21 protein-coding genes are annotated in these 22,458 nt (G+C 39.4%); 18 read left to right on the top strand and 3 right to left on the bottom strand.

Annotated elements, in window-relative coordinates; translation table 11 throughout:
- Window positions 1-29: 29 nt before the first annotated feature.
- Window positions 30-1,664, top strand: a complete 1,635-nt coding sequence (gene pafA / locus ACO6S2_RS11310) for an alkaline phosphatase PafA (RefSeq protein WP_422358660.1) — start codon at window positions 30-32, stop codon at window positions 1,662-1,664.
- Here pafA and idi read toward each other — a convergent pair.
- The gene (idi, locus tag ACO6S2_RS11315; protein ID WP_422358661.1) at window positions 1,661-2,176 is read right to left on the bottom strand and encodes an isopentenyl-diphosphate Delta-isomerase; all 516 of its coding nucleotides are present in this window, start codon (window positions 2,174-2,176) and stop codon (window positions 1,661-1,663) included. The two genes, pafA and idi, sit on opposite strands and share 4 nt — an antisense overlap.
- 163 nt (window positions 2,177-2,339) lie before the next feature.
- Between idi and ACO6S2_RS11320 the strand changes: the two genes are divergently transcribed.
- Window positions 2,340-4,763: a penicillin acylase family protein gene (locus ACO6S2_RS11320; protein ID WP_422358662.1), complete on the top strand. Its 2,424-nt coding sequence runs from the start codon at window positions 2,340-2,342 to the stop codon at window positions 4,761-4,763.
- Window positions 4,763-5,134 (top strand): hypothetical protein, encoded by a 372-nt coding sequence (locus tag ACO6S2_RS11325; RefSeq protein WP_422358663.1) that lies wholly within the window; start codon window positions 4,763-4,765, stop codon window positions 5,132-5,134. Before ACO6S2_RS11320 ends, ACO6S2_RS11325 begins: the two co-directional genes overlap by 1 nt.
- A 3-nt stretch (window positions 5,135-5,137) precedes the next feature.
- Here the strand turns inward: ACO6S2_RS11325 and ACO6S2_RS11330 are convergent, their stop codons facing one another.
- Window positions 5,138-5,665, bottom strand: coding sequence for a hypothetical protein (locus ACO6S2_RS11330; protein ID WP_422358664.1), 528 nt, complete (start codon window positions 5,663-5,665; stop codon window positions 5,138-5,140).
- Between the two features lie 392 nt (window positions 5,666-6,057).
- Between ACO6S2_RS11330 and ACO6S2_RS11335 the strand changes: the two genes are divergently transcribed.
- The 15 genes from ACO6S2_RS11335 (at window position 6,058) to ACO6S2_RS11405 (ending at window position 19,820) form a co-directional block, all read left to right on the top strand.
- Window positions 6,058-8,757, top strand: coding sequence for an ATP-binding protein (locus ACO6S2_RS11335; RefSeq protein ID WP_422358665.1), 2,700 nt, complete (start codon window positions 6,058-6,060; stop codon window positions 8,755-8,757).
- Between the two features lies 1 nt (window position 8,758).
- Window positions 8,759-9,895 carry a response regulator gene (locus ACO6S2_RS11340; protein WP_422358666.1) on the top strand — a complete coding sequence of 379 codons (1,137 nt, stop codon included), beginning with the start codon at window positions 8,759-8,761 and terminating at the stop codon, window positions 9,893-9,895.
- 144 nt (window positions 9,896-10,039) lie between these two features.
- A complete protein-coding gene (locus tag ACO6S2_RS11345) occupies window positions 10,040-10,834 on the top strand; it encodes a hypothetical protein (RefSeq protein WP_422358667.1) in 795 nt (264 codons plus the stop codon).
- A 155-nt stretch (window positions 10,835-10,989) separates the two neighbouring features.
- On the top strand, window positions 10,990-11,559 hold the full coding sequence (locus ACO6S2_RS11350; RefSeq protein ID WP_422358668.1) for a hypothetical protein: 570 nt from the start codon (window positions 10,990-10,992) through the stop codon (window positions 11,557-11,559).
- A 9-nt stretch (window positions 11,560-11,568) separates the two neighbouring features.
- Window positions 11,569-12,444: a hypothetical protein gene (locus ACO6S2_RS11355; RefSeq protein WP_422358669.1), complete on the top strand. Its 876-nt coding sequence runs from the start codon at window positions 11,569-11,571 to the stop codon at window positions 12,442-12,444.
- Window positions 12,445-12,446: 2 nt separating this feature from the next.
- Window positions 12,447-12,830 (top strand): peptide-methionine (R)-S-oxide reductase MsrB, encoded by a 384-nt coding sequence (msrB, locus tag ACO6S2_RS11360; RefSeq protein WP_422358670.1) that lies wholly within the window; start codon window positions 12,447-12,449, stop codon window positions 12,828-12,830.
- Between the two features lie 59 nt (window positions 12,831-12,889).
- A complete protein-coding gene (gene lhgO / locus ACO6S2_RS11365; RefSeq protein WP_422358671.1) occupies window positions 12,890-14,083 on the top strand; it encodes an L-2-hydroxyglutarate oxidase in 1,194 nt (397 codons plus the stop codon).
- Between the two features lie 317 nt (window positions 14,084-14,400).
- Entirely contained in the window at window positions 14,401-15,330 is a 930-nt protein-coding gene (locus ACO6S2_RS11370) for a PLP-dependent cysteine synthase family protein (protein WP_422358672.1), read from the top strand.
- 1 nt (window position 15,331) lies between these two features.
- Window positions 15,332-15,760: a M67 family metallopeptidase gene (locus tag ACO6S2_RS11375; protein ID WP_422358673.1), complete on the top strand. Its 429-nt coding sequence runs from the start codon at window positions 15,332-15,334 to the stop codon at window positions 15,758-15,760.
- A 4-nt stretch (window positions 15,761-15,764) separates the two neighbouring features.
- Entirely contained in the window at window positions 15,765-16,043 is a 279-nt protein-coding gene (locus ACO6S2_RS11380; RefSeq protein WP_422358674.1) for a MoaD/ThiS family protein, read from the top strand.
- Between the two features lie 10 nt (window positions 16,044-16,053).
- Complete coding sequence (gene moeB / locus ACO6S2_RS11385; RefSeq protein ID WP_422358675.1) at window positions 16,054-17,193, top strand: molybdopterin-synthase adenylyltransferase MoeB; 1,140 nt, start codon at window positions 16,054-16,056, stop codon at window positions 17,191-17,193.
- Window positions 17,194-17,321: 128 nt separating this feature from the next.
- The gene (locus ACO6S2_RS11390; RefSeq protein WP_422358676.1) at window positions 17,322-17,924 is read left to right on the top strand and encodes a Crp/Fnr family transcriptional regulator; all 603 of its coding nucleotides are present in this window, start codon (window positions 17,322-17,324) and stop codon (window positions 17,922-17,924) included.
- A 53-nt stretch (window positions 17,925-17,977) separates the two neighbouring features.
- Window positions 17,978-18,427 carry a DMT family transporter gene (locus ACO6S2_RS11395; protein ID WP_422358677.1) on the top strand — a complete coding sequence of 150 codons (450 nt, stop codon included), beginning with the start codon at window positions 17,978-17,980 and terminating at the stop codon, window positions 18,425-18,427.
- On the top strand, window positions 18,424-19,155 hold the full coding sequence (locus ACO6S2_RS11400) for a GNAT family N-acetyltransferase (RefSeq protein WP_422358678.1): 732 nt from the start codon (window positions 18,424-18,426) through the stop codon (window positions 19,153-19,155). The genes ACO6S2_RS11395 and ACO6S2_RS11400 overlap by 4 nt, the downstream gene beginning before the upstream one ends.
- Window positions 19,156-19,190: 35 nt before the next feature.
- Window positions 19,191-19,820, top strand: a complete 630-nt coding sequence (locus tag ACO6S2_RS11405; RefSeq protein WP_422358679.1) for an NAD(P)H-dependent oxidoreductase — start codon at window positions 19,191-19,193, stop codon at window positions 19,818-19,820.
- Here the strand turns inward: ACO6S2_RS11405 and hrpB are convergent.
- A complete protein-coding gene (gene hrpB, locus ACO6S2_RS11410) occupies window positions 19,817-22,312 on the bottom strand; it encodes an ATP-dependent helicase HrpB (RefSeq protein WP_422358680.1) in 2,496 nt (831 codons plus the stop codon). The two genes, ACO6S2_RS11405 and hrpB, sit on opposite strands and share 4 nt — an antisense overlap.
- Between the last annotated feature and the right edge of the window lie 146 nt (window positions 22,313-22,458).

Genomic DNA, 22,458 nt, shown 5'->3' on the forward strand with positions numbered 1-22,458 from the left:
GCAAAACAAAGCTCATATAAATCTGTGCAATGAGAAATTTCATTTTTACAATCCTGCTGACCTTACCTGCCGTTCCTATTTCAGCACAAAGTTCTGATAAACCTAAGTTGGTAGTCGGTATTGTAGTGGATCAGATGAGATATGAATTCCTCAATCGTTTCGAAAATCACTATGGAGAAGGTGGATTTAAAAGACTTACATCAGAGGGTTTTTCATTTAGAAATGCTCATTTCAACTATATCCCAACAAAAACAGGTCCTGGACACGCCTCGGTATATACCGGTACTACACCTAGAGTGCATGGTGTAATAGCCAACGACTGGTACGAGAAAGTGCAGAAAAAAATGATCTATTGTGTAGAAGATGAAACCGTCAGTGGGATAGGAGGCTTAGGTGAAATTGGGCAAAGGTCTCCTCGTAATCTATTGAGTAGCACAATAACGGACGAGCTGAAGATACACTTTCAAAACAGATCCAAAGTGGTTGGAATCTCATTAAAGGACAGAGGTTCAATTTTGCCGGCAGGTCATAATCCTGATGGTGCCTATTGGTTTGATGAGGCGTCTGGTAATTTTATGACAAGTACATTTTATACTGACGAATTACCGGAATGGGTTACGAAGTTTAATGCCAAAAAAATGTCTAACCAGTATACTAAAGGGAAATGGGAGACGCTGATGGATATGGATTCTTATATAGAATCTGCTCGTGATGACAGAGAATATGAGAATGCTTTTTTTATGGATTTGAGCCCAACTTTTCCATATGACCTGAAAACTATACGAAAGTCATTCGGTACTCACAATACACTGATGTATTCTCCTTTTGGTAATACGATATTAGTAGATTTTGCTGAAGTAGCTATAGAAAAGGAGCAACTTGGAACAGATAAGATTACTGACTTTTTGGCCATAAGCTTTTCTTCTCCTGATAAAATTGGCCATGAGTTTGGACCATATTCTAAAGAAATCCAAGATACCTATGTTAGATTGGATAGAGATTTGGAAAGACTATTTACCTACCTAGATAATAAAGTTGGTCAAGGGAAGTGGACGGTGTTTTTGACAGCTGATCACGCCATAGCTGAATTACCCAAATACCTCAATGAGCAAAACCAAACGGTGAGCTATTTTGATAATAAGAATAACCAACCGTTGTTAAAAAAATCTGTAGATGAGAAGTTTTCAGCAAAAGGAATTATCGAAAATGTCAGTAACCGTCAGGTGTTTTTGAATCATAGCTTGCTGCAGGAAAAAAATATAGCTCTCACTGAAGTAAAGAAATATATTGTTGAATTATTACTTGAGATGGAAGGTGTTGGCTCAGCTTATGATACGAGAGAAATTGAAAGATATCATAGCAATAATTTGGATGTAGGTATGCTTTCCGCTGGTATCAATAGCAAAGCCAGTGGTGATGTGGCGTACACTTTGCAACCAGGATGGTTGAGTGATTATAATTTGTATCACAAAGGCACCAATCACGGCACTGGGTATTCCTACGATACACATGTACCTATGCTATTTTATGGCTGGGGAATCAAAAAAGGGAGTACGGTCAATTATCATCCAATTACAGATATAGCTCCCACGATCAGCACCTTATTAAGTATCAAATTTCCATCGGGCTGTACGGGTCATCCAGCTGCTGAACTTCTGGACTAAAATTGAGGAGTTTGCTTCAGTACTCGTTCGACAATTTTTTTAAACCAAAAAGTGTATTCGTCAGGGTGCTCTTCAATGTGCTTTAGGAGTTTGTCTGGAGCTACGTATTTAAAATCAGAAATCTCCTCTTCATTTGGAATTGGTTTTTTGTCACTAATTCCCCAAAACACATGATCTAGTTCGTGCTCGGTCAGCCCATTGTCAAATTCAGATTGGTAGGTGAAACTAAAGAGAAAGGAGAGCTCCGCCTCAAGTCCTAATTCTTCTGAAAGTCTTCTGATAGCGGCATCATGTGTCTGCTCTGAGGGTCTAGGGTGGCTGCAGCACGCATTGGTCCACAGACCTGCTGAGTGATACTTTCCGTCAGCTCTCTTATGTATGAGCATGTCGCCAGCGGAATTAAATAAGAATATAGAAAAAGCACGATGAAGTAGTCCTTTCTGATGAGCCAACAGTTTTTCTTCTGAACCGACTTCTTCATCCTTTTCGTTAACCAAAATTACTTTCTCCATTTTTTTATTTTTAGCAATTATCTGACATATATCGGAATAATCATAATTGATGAGATAAACTATGAATTAATATTCCATGAGGTTGTTTACATTTTGTTTGCTTCTTCATTGTGTTATATATTAGTGCCTTTTTCAATCCAGCTTTTTTTGGAAATTCGATTGTATGAAACTAATCAGATTCATTTTTGCTCTGGGTCTCACACTGACCTTCTTTTTTTATCTAAACTTCAAGCAAGGCAAAGTTCCTCCTCTGGGTAGTTTTTTAAGTCCTTTTACGGGCTTTTGGCAAAATGGTGAAACCGAGGGGTTAAGCATACCTGCATCACTCGAGGCTGGTCAGCTTAGCAATCCGGTAACTATCAAATTTGACGATGCTTACATACCTCACATTTTTGCGCAAAATGATTATGACGTGTACTTCGCGCAAGGATATGTAACTGCCTTTCATCGTTTATGGCAAATGGAATTTCAGGTATTGGCTGCTGCTGGTCGCACCGCAGAAATAGTCGGCAAAAGTCAATTGAAGTTTGATAGAATTCAGAGACGAAAGGGTTTAGCTTACGGCGCAAAGAGATCCCTGGAGGCTGCCCAAAAAGACCCTGAAATTATGAATATGATTCAGGGTTATACCGATGGAATCAACTACTTGATTGATGAATTGGATTATGCCGATTATCCGATTGAATACAAGCTGTTGGATTATGCGCCTGAGTCATGGACAAACTTAAAAGTTATGCTTCTGCTAAAGAACATGGCAGATATGTTGTCGAGAGGGGAAAATGACTTAGAAAATACGAATGCCTTACAAGTCTTTGGTTTAGAAGGTTTTAATAAACTGTTTCCAGAATCCTATGTAGACATCGACCCTGTGATTCCAAAGGGTACTGATTGGGGATTTGACTCTGCGCCAATAGAACAACCTCAAGTGACATTTCCTCAAGTTTTCACTTCAGAGACCATCGACAAACCTGATCCAAGGAATGGCTCCAATAACTTTGTGGTTTCTGCTGAGCGAACCGCGAATGGTAAAGTGCTTCTGGCTAACGAGCCAGATTTAAGTTTGAACCTACCGTCTATTTGGTATGTGGTTCAATTGAATGCTCCAGGTATTAACACAATGGGAGCATCATTGCCTGGGGCCCCAAATGTCATCATTGGATTTAATGATTCTATTGCTTGGGGGCTTACTAATGCAAAGCGAGATGTGGTAGATTGGTATAACATTAACTTCAGAAATAACAAGAGAGAAGAATATCAATATGATGATAAGTGGCTCAAAACGGAAAAGGTGGTTGAGCGTTTCGAGGTTAGAGAAAGTGAGGATTTTTATGATACGATAGTATATACCCATTATGGTCCGTTGACTTATGATAGAAATTTTCTAGGTGATAGTAATAAGGTAAACCTGGCCATGAAGTGGACTGCTCATGAAGGTTCACGGGAATTGAAAACTTTGTATCGGGTAAACCGAGCAAAAAACTATGATGAATTCTTGGATGCCTTTAAATATTATACAGGACCACCGCAGAATTTCGCTTTTGCCAGTGCACATGGAGACATTGCACTTACCATACAAGGGAAGTTTCCTAAGAAATGGCAGGGACAGGGTAAATTCCTATTAGATGGAAGAGACTCAAGGCAAGAGTGGTCCTCTATTATTCCTTATGAGCACAATGCAACGGTGAAGAATCCAGAACGAGGTTTTGTAAGTTCAGCCAATCAACACCCTGTGGATTCTACTTACCCTTACTATGCTTATGATTATAACTATGAGTTTTATCGAAATAGAAGAATCAATGATCGTTTGAAACTTCTAAATAGAGTGACGGTGAAAGATATGATCCGTTTGCAGAACGACAATTATAACTATCGAGCTTCTGAAAGTCTGCCACTTATGTTAGATTATTTGGATACCACAAATATGACTTCTGAGAAAGATAAGATTTATCACTTGCTCAAGCAGTGGGATTATTTTGCTGAGCCAGAATGGATAGCGCCTACTGTATATCAGGTTTGGTGGGATGTACTATATGAGTTGATATGGGACGAGTTTGATAGCCAAGAATTAAAACTAAGTAAGCCACATGTGTTCAATACCATACATATAATGACTAATGATTCGTCAAGTAAGTTCTTTGATATTCAAGCAACGCCAACAAAAGAAACTCTAGATGAATTGGTTAATATTTCATTCGTATCTGCGATGGAAACATTGCAAAAATGGAAAGATGAAAATGAAAGTGAGTATGCTTGGTATTTATATAAAAATACACGTGTGAAACACCTTCTAGGTCTGGAGCCATTCTCGTTTGATCAAGTCAAGATTGGTGGGTATAACAATATTGTTAATGCAGCAAGTGGACGCCACGGACCAAGTTGGCGAATGGTGGTCGAGCTGGATGTTGAGGGGCCAAAGGCGTGGGGGATATATCCAGGAAGCCAAAGTGGAAATCCAGGGAATCCAACTTATGGTCATATGATAGAGGGATGGGCTACCAAGAATTATGTGCCTCTATTGTTTTTAAACTCGCCATCTGAAGAAAGCGAACGAGTTATTTATTCACAAACCCTTCAATCGGAGAACTGATGATTTTTATTTTTAGACTTATATTAATTTCAACTTTAACCTATTTGCTTGGGTTGATTGCCCCTTGGTGGTCTGCTATAATTGGTGCTGCCATAGTTGCTTTCTTAATGCCGGGTAATAATTTTAATGCATTCCTTAGCGGCTTTATGGGAGTGGGGTTGATCTGGATGGTTTTAGCATGGAAGGTTAATGTTGAAACTAATTCCATTATGTCGCAGAAAATAGTTCAATTGTTTCCGGTAGATGACATTAACATGTTGATTATTCTCACGGCAATTATTGGAGGTACAGCCGGTGCGTTGGGAGCATTCACCGGCAATAGCTTTCGTCAAATTTTCATAAAGAAAAAAGAAAAGAGCTTCTACAGCTGAAGATCAATCTAAGCCTTTCAGATGGTGTACATGTTCATCAATGAGATCGATGCGCTGTGTAATTACTTGAATATATTTCCCAGCTTCTTTTTCAAGAGCAGCAGTTTCTTTTTCGTATTTACTACCACCTTTTTTACCGTAGTTTTTCTCTACATCATTGAATTGATTACATTCCTTATGAAGGAAGTCAAGGAAATTTTTTGTCGTGTATTTTTCTTCAACATGTTCAATGTCGTTTAGTGTTGCCTTCGCCTCGGCATCACTATTTTCATCAAACTTTGCTTTTACAGTTTTATAGAGAACAGTGTCATAGTGGTGAATCTTATTGAGAAGTCTGACCATCTCTACTCGATAACTTCGATTTGTACAATATTCGGCTAGTCCATCATACTTGCCTAAGTTGAGGGCTTCTTGATCCCACTTTCCAGTGAGGTCATCAATTATAGAAGTGATATTTTCTGATTCATCTTGAGCTTGGATGTTGAAGATGACTCCAATGAGTAATAACGGTAGGATAAATAAGCGTTTCATAGTGTTTGGTTAATAATTAGTAATAAACATAAGGTGAATTACTGAAGAAATCAAAAATCAATTTATGAGTCTTCAGAAACAAGATTATAATTGAGCAACAATGTCATATTCAAGGGGTAATAATTGATATTAGAATAATACAAGTTATTATGTTTAAGTAAATATTCGAACTTTTGTCCATTTCAAAATCTACTGTTTATTCATAGAAGGATTTGTTGAATTGGTCGAATATTGGTTATATATTGTCCATAATCTTTTTGAAATGTCAGTAAAAAGATCATACTTGTATAGTCAATGAAAGTTGGACTAATATTGGAAAATTGATATTCAGGTTTAATTTTTACGGTCCCAAAGATTAACTCTATAGATAGAGTAACGAAGCAAATTAAGTTATGAGATTTACGGCGGTCATTTTTGCGATACTTATCATGTGTTGTCAATTTACTGTAGTTGCGCAGCAGGCAAGTTACAATGAGGCCGTTTCCCTTCTTGAAAAGACAAATTACAATAAGAAAAGAGGAAATTTAGAAGGAGCCATCGGTCATGCACTTCTAGGCCTTGATCAAGCAGAGTCTCTCGGTAATCAAGAGTTGATCATCCAGTTTAGAGAGGTTATTGGTGAGATTTACTTATCTAAGAAAGACTATAAAAATGCTGTTTCTTCTTTTCTCGCAATTATTCTTGCGGCTGAGCGTCAAAATGACCAAGCCAGCTTAGGGAAAGGAAATTTAGCTCTTGCTAATACGTATTCTAGTATGGGAGCCTATGAAAAGGCAAGTGATTATTATCAGAGAGCTATTTCTAATTTTGAAAAACTTGGAAAGAAAAGAGACAAAGCAAGTGCAATACAGGCACTAGGATATAATTATAGTAATTCTAATCAGTTTGATAAATCTATTGCCACGTTCGAAACCCTTCATAAACTGGCTATTTCTGAAAGTTTATATTCTTATGTTAGTTCGGCTCAAAAGCAGCTATTTCTTGATAATATTAAAATCAATAACGCTGCACAGTCTACCAAGTATGGATTGTCATACTATGAAAGGATAAAAGATAAAGGTAACAATGCCAACCTTTCGAATACTACAAGGAATTTAGCCTTACAGTTTATTAAAACTGGAGACAACAAGAATGCTCTGAAGTTTGCTAATATATCCGTGAGTATTGATGGTCAAAACACCATGTCCCTAGAAACATTGGGTAAAGCATACGCATCCAACGAAAATTATAATAAAGCAGTTGAAAGTTTTGAAATGGCTTTGGCTTCCAATGAAAAGAAAAGGAATCCCGAGGGAATGGCTCGCAACTATAATCAAATGGCGGAATTGGCTATTGATCGCGGAGATTTGAGAATTGCAGCAAATAATTTGAACAAGGCTGAAGAAATCGGAATAGAGAGAAATACTAGGATTACTCTACTCGATACTTATAGGATGTTAGCCTTGGTCAACCAAGAGAAAGGCAACGATGATCAAGAGGCCAAGTATAGATCTATGTATGAGGCTGTAAGATTACAAATCGGAGACCCAGACAAAGTTCGGACTAAATTATCCAGAGCAAAGGAGAATTTGGCTGAAAGTTATGAACAAGAAGCAAGAGCACGTATTTCAACCAGTGAAAACAGAAAATTGGCCCAAGAACGAGAGAAATTGCAAGCGCAGCAAAAGCTTAAGGATATAGAACTCATTGAACAACAGGCCAAGCTCCAAGCTCAAGAATTGCAGGCGAAGCGTTTGGAAGCGGAACGAGCCAAACAAGAGTTACTTCTAACAGAAAAAACCGTTGAAGCTAGTTCTCGCGAAGCGGAATTAGAAAGACTTCAGTTGGATGCTGAACTTCAAAAGCTAAGCGAAGAGGAGAGGGAAAAGCGATTAGAGTTAATCGAAAAGGAGCGTGAAATATTAAGGCAGCAAACAGAGCTCCAAGCACAGAAAATAGAAAGTGACAGACAAGCAAGGATGTTGTATTTTATGGCCATCGGGGCCACTGTCATCATTTTGGCTATTTTAGGGGTAGCCTTTTTCCGTACTTATAATAATAGTAAGACAATTAGGGAGCAAAATCAAAATTTGGCCGAGCAGCAAAAGACAATTTTAAATCGGAATATTCAACTGAAAAAGAGTTCCGAGGCAATGTTGGCCATGAACAACAAACTGAAAAAGGCTCACGTTAATTTGAAAGTTCTTTTGAAAAAGGAGCAGGCAATTAAGGAACAGTTAGAGAAGACGAACCTTGACCTGAAAAACACCCAGGTTCATTTGGTTCAAGCTGAGAAAATGTCTTCACTTGGTCTTTTGACTGCGGGTATAGCGCATGAAATCAATAACCCCATCAATTTTGTATCAAGTGGCGTGCAGTCACTTACCAAGAACTTCGGTGAGATAGAAAGCTTCATTGAAAACTATCAAAAAGTGCTTGGCTTGGATTCGTTTGAAGAAATAAAAAAATATGCAGCTGTATTAGAGGAGGACGAAGATGTTTTGAGCGAATTGAGTGATTCAAGTAAAGAACTATTGGATGATGTTCGGTACGGAATCGTTAGAATTACCGAAATCGTAAATGGGTTGAGAAGTTTCTCAAGGCATGATGAGGCTGAAGTTAAGGAAACGGATATCAATGAGAGCTTTGATTCTGCACTTTTGATATTGAAGAATAAATATAAAAACAAGACCGAGATTGTTAAGGAAATGGATGAAACATTGAAACCAATTCAGTGCTTTCCAGGTCAGTTAAATCAGGTCTTTGTTAACTTAATCAATAATGCAATTGATGCGATTGATGAAACTGGAGAGATAAAAATTAAAACGACTAATTTGGATGAAGATTCCATTGAGATCAGAATTTCTGACAATGGAACCGGGATGCCAGATGACGTTAAGGACAAAATATTTGATCCCTTCTTTACTACCAAGGAAATTGGTAAAGGTACTGGGTTAGGGTTGTCAATTTCTCACGGTATTATAGAAAAACACAGAGGAACTATTAGAGTAGAGAGTAAAATGGGTGTGGGAACCACTTTTATTATTAATCTACCTAAGAAGTTAGAAATAGATGATAAGATCTTAGAAGAAGAAAACTTGAAATTAGGTTAGTATGGAATTAGTATTACAACGTCCACAGCGTAAGGAAAGCGTTAAAAAGTACAGTATATTGTATGTGGACGATGAGCCAGTAAATCTTAGAATTTTCCAACACGCGTTTAAAAGAGACTACAACGTTTTCACTGCGTTGAATGGGTTTGATGCTTTGGAAATATTGAATGATAAAAAAGTTGATTTGATAATAACGGATCAGCAGATGCCGCGTATGTCTGGTGTTGATTTGTTAGCTAAGATAGTTCCAAAACACCCTAGTATCGTTCGAATGATTATGACTGGCTTTAGTGATATCGGTGCAATTATCAGAGCAGTAAACGAGTTTGGATTAGATAAATATTTAGTTAAGCCTTGGGACAGGGATCAGTTGAAGGTTGAATTTGACAAGGCACTTGAGAAGAAGCATCTAGAAGATAAGTCTAAGTCTGGTAAAGATGGAGTAGATGCGGCTGACCTGGCATTTTCATTCCTTCCTGATGAAGGTAGTCTAAAAGCGATTTTTAAGGATGGATTTGCTATTTATGATAAAACCAAATCCAACAAACATGGTTATTGGTTTGGTAGTATCGGAGATAAATCTATTACGGCATTTTATAATGGAGCCAACTCTAAGATGAATGCTATTGCTTTGAATTCATATATTAATATGAGTTTAACCGAGATCGTTTATAAAGATGGGAAATTAAAAGGAACTGAAATCATAAAAAACTTGGCAGAAAGAATTAAATCTCGTTTCGGTGCTCACGGCGATATTGGTTCTTTTGATATAGCCGTAGTTACCGTGGATGCCAAATCAAAAAAGGTTACCTACTCTGGAGCTAACCAAGATATTTATTGTTCCCAGGATGGGGGTGAATTGAAATCTGTAAAAGGCGCTGGTGAAGCTATCGACCTCAATGATTTTGACGGAAATATAGAACAAAAGACTTTTGATAAAGTTTCTACTATTTATATGGTCTCGAAAGAAATGGTCAACCAAATAGTACCTTCAGATGATCCTAAGGTAGAAGGAAAGAACTTTTTACAAATGCTAAAGGGTTACTCAAAAGAACCACTCAAAGAGCAAGCAAAGCAAATAGATGAGAAGCTTAGTGGTGATAACACTAAGTGTATGTTGGCATTAAAAATTGTATAGTCAAGTACTTTATTCAAACTAACATTCAGGTATAATCGTTATTTCTTTGTTCTAAGGAAGTAATGTTTTGTTAATTTCACATCATATATCAGATTCAATTTTTTATCCTGAATTGATTAAAGAGTAGTACTAACAATTTGATAGATGGGCTGGAGAATTTTATGTTGTCTTATTGGATGTTACTTTTCCTACACCGGAGCCCTAGGCCAGCAGAAATATGCAGAGGTGGGGGAGTCCATGGAAGAGTATATCAAAGAAAACCACCTGGAACAGGTAGAGGAGATTGTACATAAACTCGCCTATTCAAAACAATTCCTTAATCAGTTTTTGGAGAAGGAAAGGCATATCCATGCTGAGGCTGCTGATTTAAAAAGAAGTGATGTCAAAATTGGTGAGGATGTAGATATTTATGTGAAGCATTTTACGGAGCATCAAAATTTCACCATGATTTTGGTTCCTATAAGTATCTACAGTTTGGCAGTTTATGATACCATTCTTTTTTCCGTTCTTGAGGTGAGCGATATTTGGCTAGAGCGCGAATTCCCTTATGATAATTTTAAAAATGATTCTATTAAATCAAGCCTACTTTCAATTAAAAACCATGCTTTGCTGGCAGAACATATTTACGACCAGGCATTAAGTGAATCGAATACAAGTATGGGTGAAGTCCAACTTGAACTGGACGAAACATTTATTTCCACTAATACCATCCATGAAAGTGTCGGGAAAATGACGAGAAGGGAAAAGGATGACTTCAAAAGTCATTGGGGCTTACTTAAAAAAGCATTTACTCATAACGTTGATCTTAATGTTGAGATGAATGTCTATGTTTTTGGATTTGATGATCTGGAAGTGAAATGTAAAAACGTTAGAGGAGTTACTAATTTTAGAGTAACTCCAGGAAACATATTTCAGCGGCATCACTTTCAGGAAGAGTAGTCCGGTACCTGGAACTTTTTGCAAGTTGTTTTGTTGTAGATTCTATGAAACGAATTTCTCAAGCTTTATTTTTTTTATTAGCTGTTACTCGATGTATAGGTACAGATGTTATAGATGATCTGGTTCCTGAACAAATTGAAATAACAAACCCTATCATGAGCCTCAAAGTAGGAGAGTCTTACGATCTCATGTATAGATACCTGAACAATGTGGGTATGCCTGAGAATACTGAGGTTAGATGGGAGTCAAGTGACGTTGCAAAAATCGAGATCGATGAAAATGGACAGGTTATGGCTCTAGAAATGGGGCAATCAGTAATTTCAGTGGTTTTGATAGAAAATAATGAAGTAATGGATAAGATCACCGTAGAAGCAGCTGATGAAACGGTTGTGTTGGCTTCCGGGGATAAATCGGGCACAATTGCAACGACGAGTAGTTATGAGTTGAGTGGAGACTTTGTTGTAAATAATATTGAAGGAGGCGTAGAAATATCCATAGCTGATAATTATGTGGCTTCTGAAGCATTGCCTGGTTTATACGTATATCTATCAAATAACCCCAGCACGGTTAGTGGGGCACTTGAAATTGGAGCGGTTACCGTATTTTCTGGAGCACATAATTATAGTGTTTTACAAGAAAACTTAACCACAGATACTTACGCTTATCTCTTGTACTTTTGTAAACCGTTCAATGTTAAAGTTGGCCACGGCGAAATCCTAGACTAATCTTAATTTATGAAATTTTTAAAACTCACATTTGCGTTATCGATAATGGTAATGTTTACGACTCAATCAATTGCCGGAGGCGGATGGGTGCATGCCAAAGGAAAAGGATACTTTAAAATAGGACAATGGTGGGTTGTTGCCGATAAACATTATACAGATACAGGAGAGACAGATCCGAATGTAACCATGGGTACTTTTAATACCAGTTTTTATGGAGAGTACGGAATTACCGATCGTTTAAATGGTCAGATTTATTTTCCTTTCTTTAGCCGTTCTTTTCATAATGAAGTTGTGTCGGGAACTACCGGTTCAGTGGATATTCCTGGTCGAGGGGTAAATTCCATAGGAGACACTGATATTGGTTTGAAATATGGATTAATCGTGGGGAAGCCGGTGGTGCTGAGTGCCCATTTGTGGTTAGGTCTTCCTTTGGGAAAAAGTGACTTTGACCCCAATGATGTAAATACAGTTCCTTTGTTGACTGGTGATGGCGAATTCAATCAAATATTAGGATTGACAGCCAGCACATCCAGGACTTTTGGAAGTGTAAATACCTTTGTGAGTTTAGGTGCTGAGTTCAATAATAGAACCAATGGGTTTTCTGACGAGACCCGAGTCAATTTTGAGCTAGGAGCCGTAATCAAGGAAAAACTCATTTTGGTTTACAAATTGCGTTGGTTGAATTCTCTTCAAAATGGTGACTCAACTGTTGAAAACGGAGCAAGTATATTCTCAAACAATGCTGAATATATCGGATACTCTTATGAGATAGCTTACAATATTACCAAACAGTTTGGCGCCACTTTCAACTATGGGGCGGTCTACTCCGCAAAGTTGATATTTGCCAATCCATCTTATGAGGTGGGAGTATATTTTAATTTATAAATATGGATAAGTCAGACGAAGAGTGGAAAGAAAGCCTTTCTGAAGAGGAGTACTACATTCTTAGACAAAAGGGCACAGAACACCCCTTTACCGGTAAATATAATGACCACAAAGAGGAAGGTAAATACTTGTGTGCTGGCTGTCAGCAAGAACTTTTTGAATCGGAGGCTAAATTTGATTCTGGTTGCGGCTGGCCTAGCTTTGATAAATCTATTGACAAGACCGCAGTCAAAGAGTCATTCGATAAATCACATGGTATGATGCGTACCGAGATCACTTGCTCAAACTGTGGTGGACATTTGGGGCATGTCTTTAATGATGGCCCTACCGAAACTGGGCAAAGGTACTGTATCAATTCCTTAGCTTTGAATTTTACTAAAAAGTAGAAGCCAATTTAGAAATACATCTTTCATTGCCTATTTTCGCCACTCACTAGCGAGTAACTATGAAAGACGTTATTGTAATAGGAGGAGGAATTGTTGGATTGGCCACCGCTTGGCAGATTAAACAGCAATCTCCAAACCTCACCATCACAATATTGGAAAAGGAGTCTGGTCCAGCGCATCATCAGACTGGAAACAATAGTGGAGTGATTCACTCAGGACTCTATTACAAGCCTGGAAGTCTCAAAGCGACCAACTGTATTAAAGGTTATGACTTAATGCTAGACTTTTGCAGAAAAGAAGGTGTTGATTTTGACCTGTGCGGAAAAGTAGTGGTCGCCACAGATGATCATGAGGTACCCTATTTAGAAACACTTTTTTCTAGAGGAGAGCAAAATGGTTTGACTAACCTTCAATGGCTTACACCCGAAGAAATCAAAGAACATGAACCTTATGTGACTGGTGTCAAAGGTATTTATGTGCCTCAAACCGGGATCATTGATTATAAAGAAGTTTGCCAGAAACTTGAAAGCAAGTTGGTTGAGTTAGGGGTGTCAGTATTCTACAATGAAAAAGTAGTTGAAATCAACCATCAAGGCTCTTCCAGTGATGTAGTTACCACAAACAACGATTACCAAGCCAAGCTAATTGTGAACTGCGCTGGACTCTATTCTGACAAGGTGTCCAAAATGACACCACTCAAACCAGACCTGAAAATTGTGCCTTTTAGAGGGGAGTATTACCAGCTCAAAAAATCTAGTGAGCATTTGGTGAAAAATCTTATATACCCTGTTCCCGATCCAAATTTCCCATTTTTGGGCGTTCACTTTACCAGAATGATAAATGGTGGAGTAGAGGCTGGACCAAATGCCGTATTAGCTTTTGCGAGAGAAGGTTATACAAAGTCAGATATTAACTTACCCGAATTTTTGGAAACGTTAGCATGGCCAGGTTTTCAAAAAGTAGCAATGAAATACTGGAAGACGGGTTTTGGCGAAATGTATCGTTCATTTTCGAAGGCAGCATTTACCAAGGCGTTGCAGAAGCTCATTCCAGATATTAGAGAATGTGATTTGGAAACGGGAGGCGCAGGGGTACGTGCCCAGGCCTGCGATCGGTCTGGTGGATTATTAGATGATTTTCATATTTTGGAAAATGACCATTTTGTCAATGTTTGCAATGCTCCATCACCCGCTGCTACTTCCTCGTTAGCCATTGGCGACGAGATAGCTAGTCGAGTGATCAAAAGATTCTAAAATTGTTAATAACTGTGTGGTTAGATTACCAAAACGTTAAATTATTAGCAGTTGCTTAATTTTTTTTATTAAAAATTATGAATTCATAAACTTATCCAAGAAACTTGCGTTGAAGAATTCAAAATTCAGACATTGAAAACAAAAAGTACCATAAACACAATTCAAAACGCGATGATGGCATGTTGTTGCTGTTGTGCACCTAATTGGTGTTTATGGGAAAGTTATTAATTTATAGAAATATCATACGATAAAAATATAAAAAGGGCCTTTCTCAATTCGAGTAAGGCCTTTTTCGTTTTAAAACCTCAATATCTACAATGGTAATCAGTCAAGAAACAGAAATTGTTGAAAGTGTATTAGCTCTAGGAAATCACATTGGAAACACTCCTCTGTATGAGTTGCAACACATCTCGCCTAAGAAATCAGTTCGCATTTTTGCCAAACTCGAATGGATGCAGTTTGGAGGAAGTGTAAAGGCCAGACCTGCCTACAACATCATTAAGCAGGCAGTATTAAACGGAGACTTAGGTCAAGGTAAGATTCTTTTGGATGCATCGAGTGGTAACACTGCCATCGCGTATGCTACTATCGGAGCCCGCCTCGGCATACCAGTAACGATCTGCTTGCCAGAAAATGCTTCTTGGGAACGCAAGATGTTACTAAAAGGGCTTGGTGTTTCTATTGTTTATACTTCCAAGTTTGGGTCTACCGACGAGGCGCAAGAGAAGGCATTGGAGTTGTTTCAAAATGAGCCCGATAAGTATTTCCTTGCTGATCAGTATGGAAATGAAAACAACTGGAAGGCGCATTATGAGACCACAAGTGAGGAGATTATCTCAAAAGTAAATGGAAGCCTAACACATTTTGTGACTGGTCTAGGAACCACTGGCTCATTTACGGGTATTAGTAAGAGACTGAAGGAAGTTAATGAAGGAATCTCTACGGTTGCGTTACAACCTGACGGTGCCTTACACGGATTGGAAGGCTGGAAAGATATGGAGACCGCAAAAGTACCGGGTATCTATGATCCGTCCTTAGCAGATCGATTCATGAATGTAGATACTTTCGATGCATATGAGACCTTAAAATTGGCAGCGAAGAAGGAGGGCTTGATGATTAGCCCGTCTGCTGCAGCTAACCTGAAAGGTGCATTACAATTAGCTGAAGAAATCGACGAGGGCATCATAGTAACGTTGTTCCCGGATAACGCTGAAAAATACAGTGAAGTGATTAAGTCTTTGTTTTAATATGAAGAAACAGATTCAAGTAGGTGAGGCAGTTTTGGAGGAAATGCATCGGCATGCGTTGTCAGACTTTCCCAACGAATGTGTAGGTTTTTTCTACGGTCAATCAGAAGGAAATACAAAAACAGTGACGGAGTACGGACCGTTAGAAAATAACAAAGAAGGAGATCAGCGCAGACGATTTGAGGTCAATCCTTTGGATTACATGAAGGCAGAACAATATGCGTTGGCCAATCAGTTGGAACTTTTGGGGATATATCATTCTCATCCCTTGCATCCAGCTATTCCTTCGGAGCACGACCTGAAACAAGCTGTACCTTTTTTTTCGTACATCATTGCTTCGGTAAATGAAACAAAAGTTGAGAAGACAACCTCTTGGCAACTGAATGAAGAAAATAAATTTGAAGAAGAATTATTAAAGAGCAATAAATAGCATCATGGCAAATATTATTATACCAACACCCTTAAGAAAATTCACCAACAACCAGGCTTCTGTGGAGTCCAATGGATCTACAGTTCAGCAGTCTGTTGAAGACTTGGCAAAGCAGTTTCCTGATTTGAACAAGCATATTTTTGATGCAGAAGGAAAAATTCGACAGTTCATCAGAATCTATGTTGGAGATGAGGATATTAATGCTTTGGAAAATGAGAACACCAAAGTAGATAACAATTCAGTAATCAGTATCATTCCAGCGATAGCAGGAGGAGTTCAATAAACCCAAACCCATGGCAGAAGTAAATTTTTCAAAAGAAGAACTCGAGCGGTATAGTCGTCACCTGATTATTCCAGAGTTCAATATTGAAGGGCAGAGAAAGCTCAAAGAGGCCAAAGTACTTGTTGTAGGGACTGGCGGATTGGGTAGTCCATTGTTGTTGTATTTGACAGCAGCAGGAGTTGGCAACATTGGTATCCTTGACTTTGATGTTGTAGACGATAGCAACCTACAACGTCAGGTGCTGTTCACTGTGGATGACGTTGGGAAACCAAAATCTGAAGCAGCAAAAGCAAGATTGGAAAAATTAAATCCGCATGTGAATTTCACCGTGCATAATACCATGCTGACTTCTGAGAATGCGCTAGACATTGTGAAAGACTACGATGTGGTAGCTGATGGAACAGACAACTTTCCAACCAGATATTTGGTGAATGATGCCTGTGTGATCTTAGATAAAGTAAATGTCTATGCTTCTATCTTTAGATTTGAAGGGCAAGTTTCAGTCTTCAATTACAAGAATGCTGAAGGTGAGTATGGACCGCATTATCGTGACTTGTTCCCTACACCACCACCTCCAGGTTTGGTGCCGAGTTGTGCCGAAGGGGGAGTCATTGGTGTGCTTCCAGGTATCATCGGTTCATTGCAGGCCAATGAAGTCCTCAAGGTAGTAAGTGGAGTAGGTGATCCATTAGCTGGTAGATTGTTTCTATTCGACGCTTTGTCCTTCGAGACGCGGGTGATGAAAATTCACAAGAACAAGAATACAGCAGCAGTGACTGAACTCATAGACTATGAAGTTTTCTGTGGATTGGGAGAGAAGGAAGAAGAAAAGGAAGTCAAAGAAATAACCGTAGAAGAGCTGAGTCAATGGAAAGCTACAAAGAAAGACTTCCAATTGATTGATGTTCGAGAGGGTTATGAGTATGAAATTGCCAACCTAGAGGGAGAATTGATTCCCTTAGCGGAAGTGGCAGATCATGTGAATGATATCAGATCGGATGTGGATGTAGTGGTACATTGCCGCAGTGGTAAGCGTAGCGCAGATGCCATTGTACAGCTAGAAAAGTTGGGTTTCAAAAACCTTTATAACTTAAAAGGAGGAATCTTGGCTTGGGCTGATCAGCTAGACTCCGAAATGGCAAAGTATTAAAATCAAGAACTCATATTATTTTATAAACCTCGGGGAACCGGGGTTTTTTTATGAGGTTTAAAGAAAAATAGATAAGAGAGAACGAGTTGTTTGTAATTGATGCAAATTTGAATTGAAAACAAAAACTCATGAACTCACTCAGTAAGCACGAATCTCAGGCCTTTCACAATATGGTGGCCCGATATGTTGATATAGACTCCCAGGTCATTGATCAAGTGTGCGCGATTGGTAGAATTCAGCAATTGTCCAAAGGAGATTTTCTACTCCACATGGGAGAGGTAGCTAGAAAAATCTATTTTGTATTGGAGGGTATTTTGATATCACAATATCCATCAGGCGAAGGTCAAGTTCATATAAAAAATTTCTTTCTACCTGGTAATATGGCAGGATCCAAAGTGTCCTTGCTCAAAAGTACGCCGTCGAAATTTTCCATTCAATGTCTGGAGGATGCTAAGATTATTGCCTTTGACTTTGCAAAGTATCGTGACCTTGTGTTTTCAACCCCTGACCTGATGAATTTTTATATTAAGTATCTGGAGGATAAATGGATCATAGAAAATGAAAAACGTCAGATGGCCTTTGCTACCCAATCGGCCACTGAGAGATATCTAACATTTTTGAAAGACTATCCTGATTTAGAAAATAGGGTTTCTCAGCATCAAATTGCGCTTTTTTTAGGCGTTACACCTACTCAGTTGAGCCGTATACGAAAAGATTTGAAAAAAAATTGAGGCTATCAACATATGTAAATGCGTAGGCTATTTGAGCGTTCTACCTTAGCCGCATGAATCAATTTATATTAGTCAGCATGGCCTTTACAGGCGGCGTATTTTTAGCTATTCAGGGCTCTCTGAATGCTCAGCTAGGGGTGTTACTCAAAAATCCATTGTTGGCCTCTTTAGTGGCCTTCTTTACAAGTGCCTTTTTTGCTTTGCTCTTTGTAGTAGGTAGTGTTCGCAATTTTCCAAGTATTTCAGATTTAAAAACAGTGCCTTATCATCTTTGGTTCGCTGGTGGTTTTTTCAGTCTGCTCGGGATCAGTCTGTATTATTATACCATTCCTCGACTGGGTGTTTCGTCCATGATATCACTGGGGTTGTTTGGTCAGATCATATTCGCAATGATTGCTGGCCATTTTGGGTGGTTCGATTTGCCTGAAGAACCACTGAGTACGCGTAGAGTATTGGGAGCATTGGCCATGATTGCCGGAATTTTTTTAATCAACAACAAATGAAGAACGAGTTAGTAAGCTTAAATATTGACAACCTGACATCATTATGGAGATCGGTAGGTCAAAAAGAACAAGCACATCAAAGAAGACAGGATGTGGAAATAGTCGATGTGAACCAGTCTGAGTGGCCCAATCGTATTTGGTTCGTTCAAGGTGCGGAGGTTGAAGATTTGCCACTTGTCGAACAAATTATGAGTGAGGCATCCAACACGTTGACATTATCTTATATGGATGTGTTGAACGATGGACTGGACGTCCAATCTGTGGGGTTGGAGCAAACCTCCGAACTCATTGGGATGGGTATGGCATTGAGCAATGACTACCCTGTGGATAGCGAACTAGAACTAGAAGCTGTCAAAAATTTGGATCAGGCGTCAGACTGGGTGTCATACTTTGAGCAGGCCTTTGGCTATCGTATCAATTCTAGTCAGTTGGTTCACCCATATCCATCTACTGTCTTCTATATCATCAAGTATCAGGGGCAACCTGCTGGAACTGCTTTGGTACATCACACGGATCGAGTAGTCGGCATTCATTCCATGGGTGTTATCCCCAGTATGCGACGCAAAGGACTGGCCAGATTAGTCATGCATAACATTTTGTCCAATGCCTTGGAACAAGGTTATGAGTATGCTACACTACAAGCTTCTGCCATGGGTAAAGGGCTGTATGAGCAGCTGGGATTCGAAGAGCACTTTCTGATGAAAAATTATCGATTACCCAAAAAGTAAATCACTCACCATTAAGCAAACAAAATTAAAAGGATATGAAACTCATTGAAAACCTCAATTGGCGATACGCCACCAAATATTTTGACACAAGTAAAAAAGTCAATTCAGACAATCTGGAATTGTTAAAAGAAGCGATACGACTATCGCCGTCTTCTTATGGCTTGCAGCAATATAAAGTGTTGATAGTAGAAAAGTCTGAAATAAAGGAGCAACTGAAAGAGGCAGCCTACGGGCAAGGACAGCTGACAGATAGTTCACATGTATTCGTTTTTTGTCACTATCTGAATGTGTCAGGCGACATGATTGACAATTACATTGAGCAAAAGGCCAAAGCAGAAGATGTAGCTATTGATCGGATATCTGGTTACGGTACATTTATCAAAAATACCGTGAGTGCCATGGATACAAAGGATATGGTTCACTGGTCCAGAAGACAGACTTATTTGGCTGTAGCTAATTTGCTCACCGCTTGTGCGGAATTGAAAATTGACGCCTGTCCTATGGAAGGTTTTGAGCATGATAGGTTTGATGATATATTAGGATTAGCCGATAAAGGACTGGCTTCTGCTATTATTGTGCCCGTGGGTTATCGCTCAGATTCAGATCAAACACAATTCGTTCCGAAAGTAAGAAAGGCAACAAACGAAATGTTTGAAACCATTTAGTTTTTCTTCTTGGATCGATCTACACCGCGCAGGGCCTGGGCCGTTAGCGGGTCCTCTGGCCAGGCGTGCTTTGGGTATCGTCTTTTCAACTCCTTTTTCACTTCAAAATAGGCATCGGACCAAAAGCTCTTTAAGTCAGAGGTGACTTGTACGGGTTTAAAACCTGGTGATAACAAATGAATCAGTAAGGAGGTAGTGCCATTGTTTACTTTGGGAGTTTCCAACAGGCCAAATAACTCTTGAAGCCTCACCGCTAACACTGGAGGAGCACCATCAGTGAAATACTGAATTTTGACATTTGACCCACTGGGCACTTCTATTTTTTCAGGTGCCAATTGATCCAATTGACTTTGCTGTTCAATGGGCAAGTGGTAGTGCAGAACCTCTTTGAGGTTGATTTTTTTAAGGTCTTCGGGTTTTTTGACCTTGTTTAGGTAAGGCTTCAACCACTCTTCATTAGTAGATAATAAGTAGGTTTGGCTCACATCAGGCCAATTTCCTTGTGGGTTCCAACGTCTTAAGCTAAGTATTCTATTTTGCCATTGAATGACGTCATCATCCCAGTTGAGAAGGTGTTGGCCTTCAGACTTCACAGCATCACAAATGGCCTGTTCCAGGTGTTCGGGGTCTGGATCAGGAAGTGGTACGGATTGCAAAACGATGCTTCCAATCCTCAACTCTTTATTGGCAATCAATCCACCATCTTTAGTATCCCATTTAATGACCTCTAGACTTTTGACCATTGGGGCCAGGTCTTTAGGGTTCAAAGGAGAGGCCATGAATATTTTACCCATGCCATCTCTAGCATCCAGATGTGCAATAGCCAACCAAGATTCGTGAGCCAGATCATCACGATGACCAGCCATGGCTATTTTGCCATTGGATAGTTTGAATTGGGCATTGTTTCCTGGTCTTGCAAAGGCTATTCTTTCAGGATAGGCTTGAGCGAGCAATAGGCCAGTTTCATAAGCATCTACTGGAGAATTATCTGATGCTTCCAACTGAAACATTCTACGATAGGACTCCGCGATTTTTTCTATTCGACTGAACTTTCTACTTAGTCGGTTTTCACCTCTTAAGCGGCGCAATACAATGATTCGCTCATTGATATCGATCCCAGCTTCTGGACCCAAGGGGTCTCGCTCCTCTATCAATGCAGCGATATCGGTAGCCAGAGGGAGTAGTTCCTGATCTTCCGCTTCGATGAGCATATGAGCTATTCTAGGGTGGCATGGTAAAGCATGCATACGTTCGCCATGGGAGGTGATTCTACCATTATTCAACGCATGCAATTCATGTAAGGAAGCTAAAGCTCGCTGCATCGTGCCTGATGGAGGAGGAGTGAGCCATGTCAATTGATTAGGGTCGAGTATACCCCATTTGGCTAAGTCTAGTGCTAAGTTTGAAAGATCGACTTCTAGAATTTCAGGTGAGGCATGTAATTCCAAACGGTCCTGAGTGGCTTTCGACCACATGCGATAACAAGCACCGGCACTCAAACGGCCGGCCCGGCCAGCACGTTGGTCAGCCGAGTCTTTTGATATTTGTATGGTGTGCAAACGAGACAGTCCTGACTTCGGGTCAAATTTGGAAGTCCTTCCAAATCCGGTGTCAACCACGATTTTAATTCCTTCTATAGTTAAACTGGTTTCAGCAATTGAAGTAGCTAATACTACTTTTCGTTTACCATTTTTGTCTGGTAGAATGGCTGCCATCTGCTTGCCATGTGGCAATTGACCGTATAAGGGGTGAATGGCAAAGCCCTTTAACCTTCCCCTTAATATCTCTTCGCATTTTCTGATTTCTCCTTGCCCAGGAAAAAAAGCTAGTACATCACCTTCATTTTCTTTTACTGCTTGTGTGATAACTCTGGCCGTCAATTCGGGAAGTAAAGCCATATCCGTATCTCCCATATACTTGATGTCTACGGGGTATTGTCTGCCTTCACTTTTTACTACTGGGCATCGTAGCATGCCGCTCAATTGGGGCATGTCCAGTGTGGCAGACATGATCAAGATTTTTAACTCCGGTCTAAGGACTTGTTGTGCTTCTCTACAGAGTGCCAGAGCCACGTCGGCATGAATGCTACGCTCGTGAAATTCATCAAATATCACTATTCCAACCCCCTCTAATGAGTTGTCACTGTGAATCATTCGTGTCAAAATACCTTCTGTGAGTACTTCTATTTGCGTTTGATCAGAAACTTTGTTTTCGAACCTTATTCTGTACCCCACGGTTTGTCCAGCTTTTTCTCCGAGCAACTCTGCCATTCGAGTGGCTACCGTTCGGGCAGCTAACCTTCTTGGTTCTAGCATTAATATCTTTTGCCCATTGAGCCAGTCCTGTCCGAGAAAGGTTAGGGGTAGTAATGTGCTCTTTCCTGCGCCAGGAGGTGCGTTTACTATTTGAGTGTTTTGGCTTGAAAAATTATTACGAACTTCCTCAACTGATTCAACAATGGGTAAGTCTATGTTTTTAAAATTGAATGACAAGGCCTGATATTATTTCATGATCAGCTGCGAAATTAGGGTAATAATGAGTGAGAAGACAAAATTTACAGAAAAGTTGAGATCAAGTTTCTTCGAATAAATTCTGAAGATCACTTAATAAGTATTTTGGTTTTTGCTAATTTCTGCCT

This window comes from Reichenbachiella sp., assembly GCF_965233835.1.
Taxonomy (GTDB): Bacteria; Bacteroidota; Bacteroidia; order Cytophagales; family Cyclobacteriaceae; genus Reichenbachiella.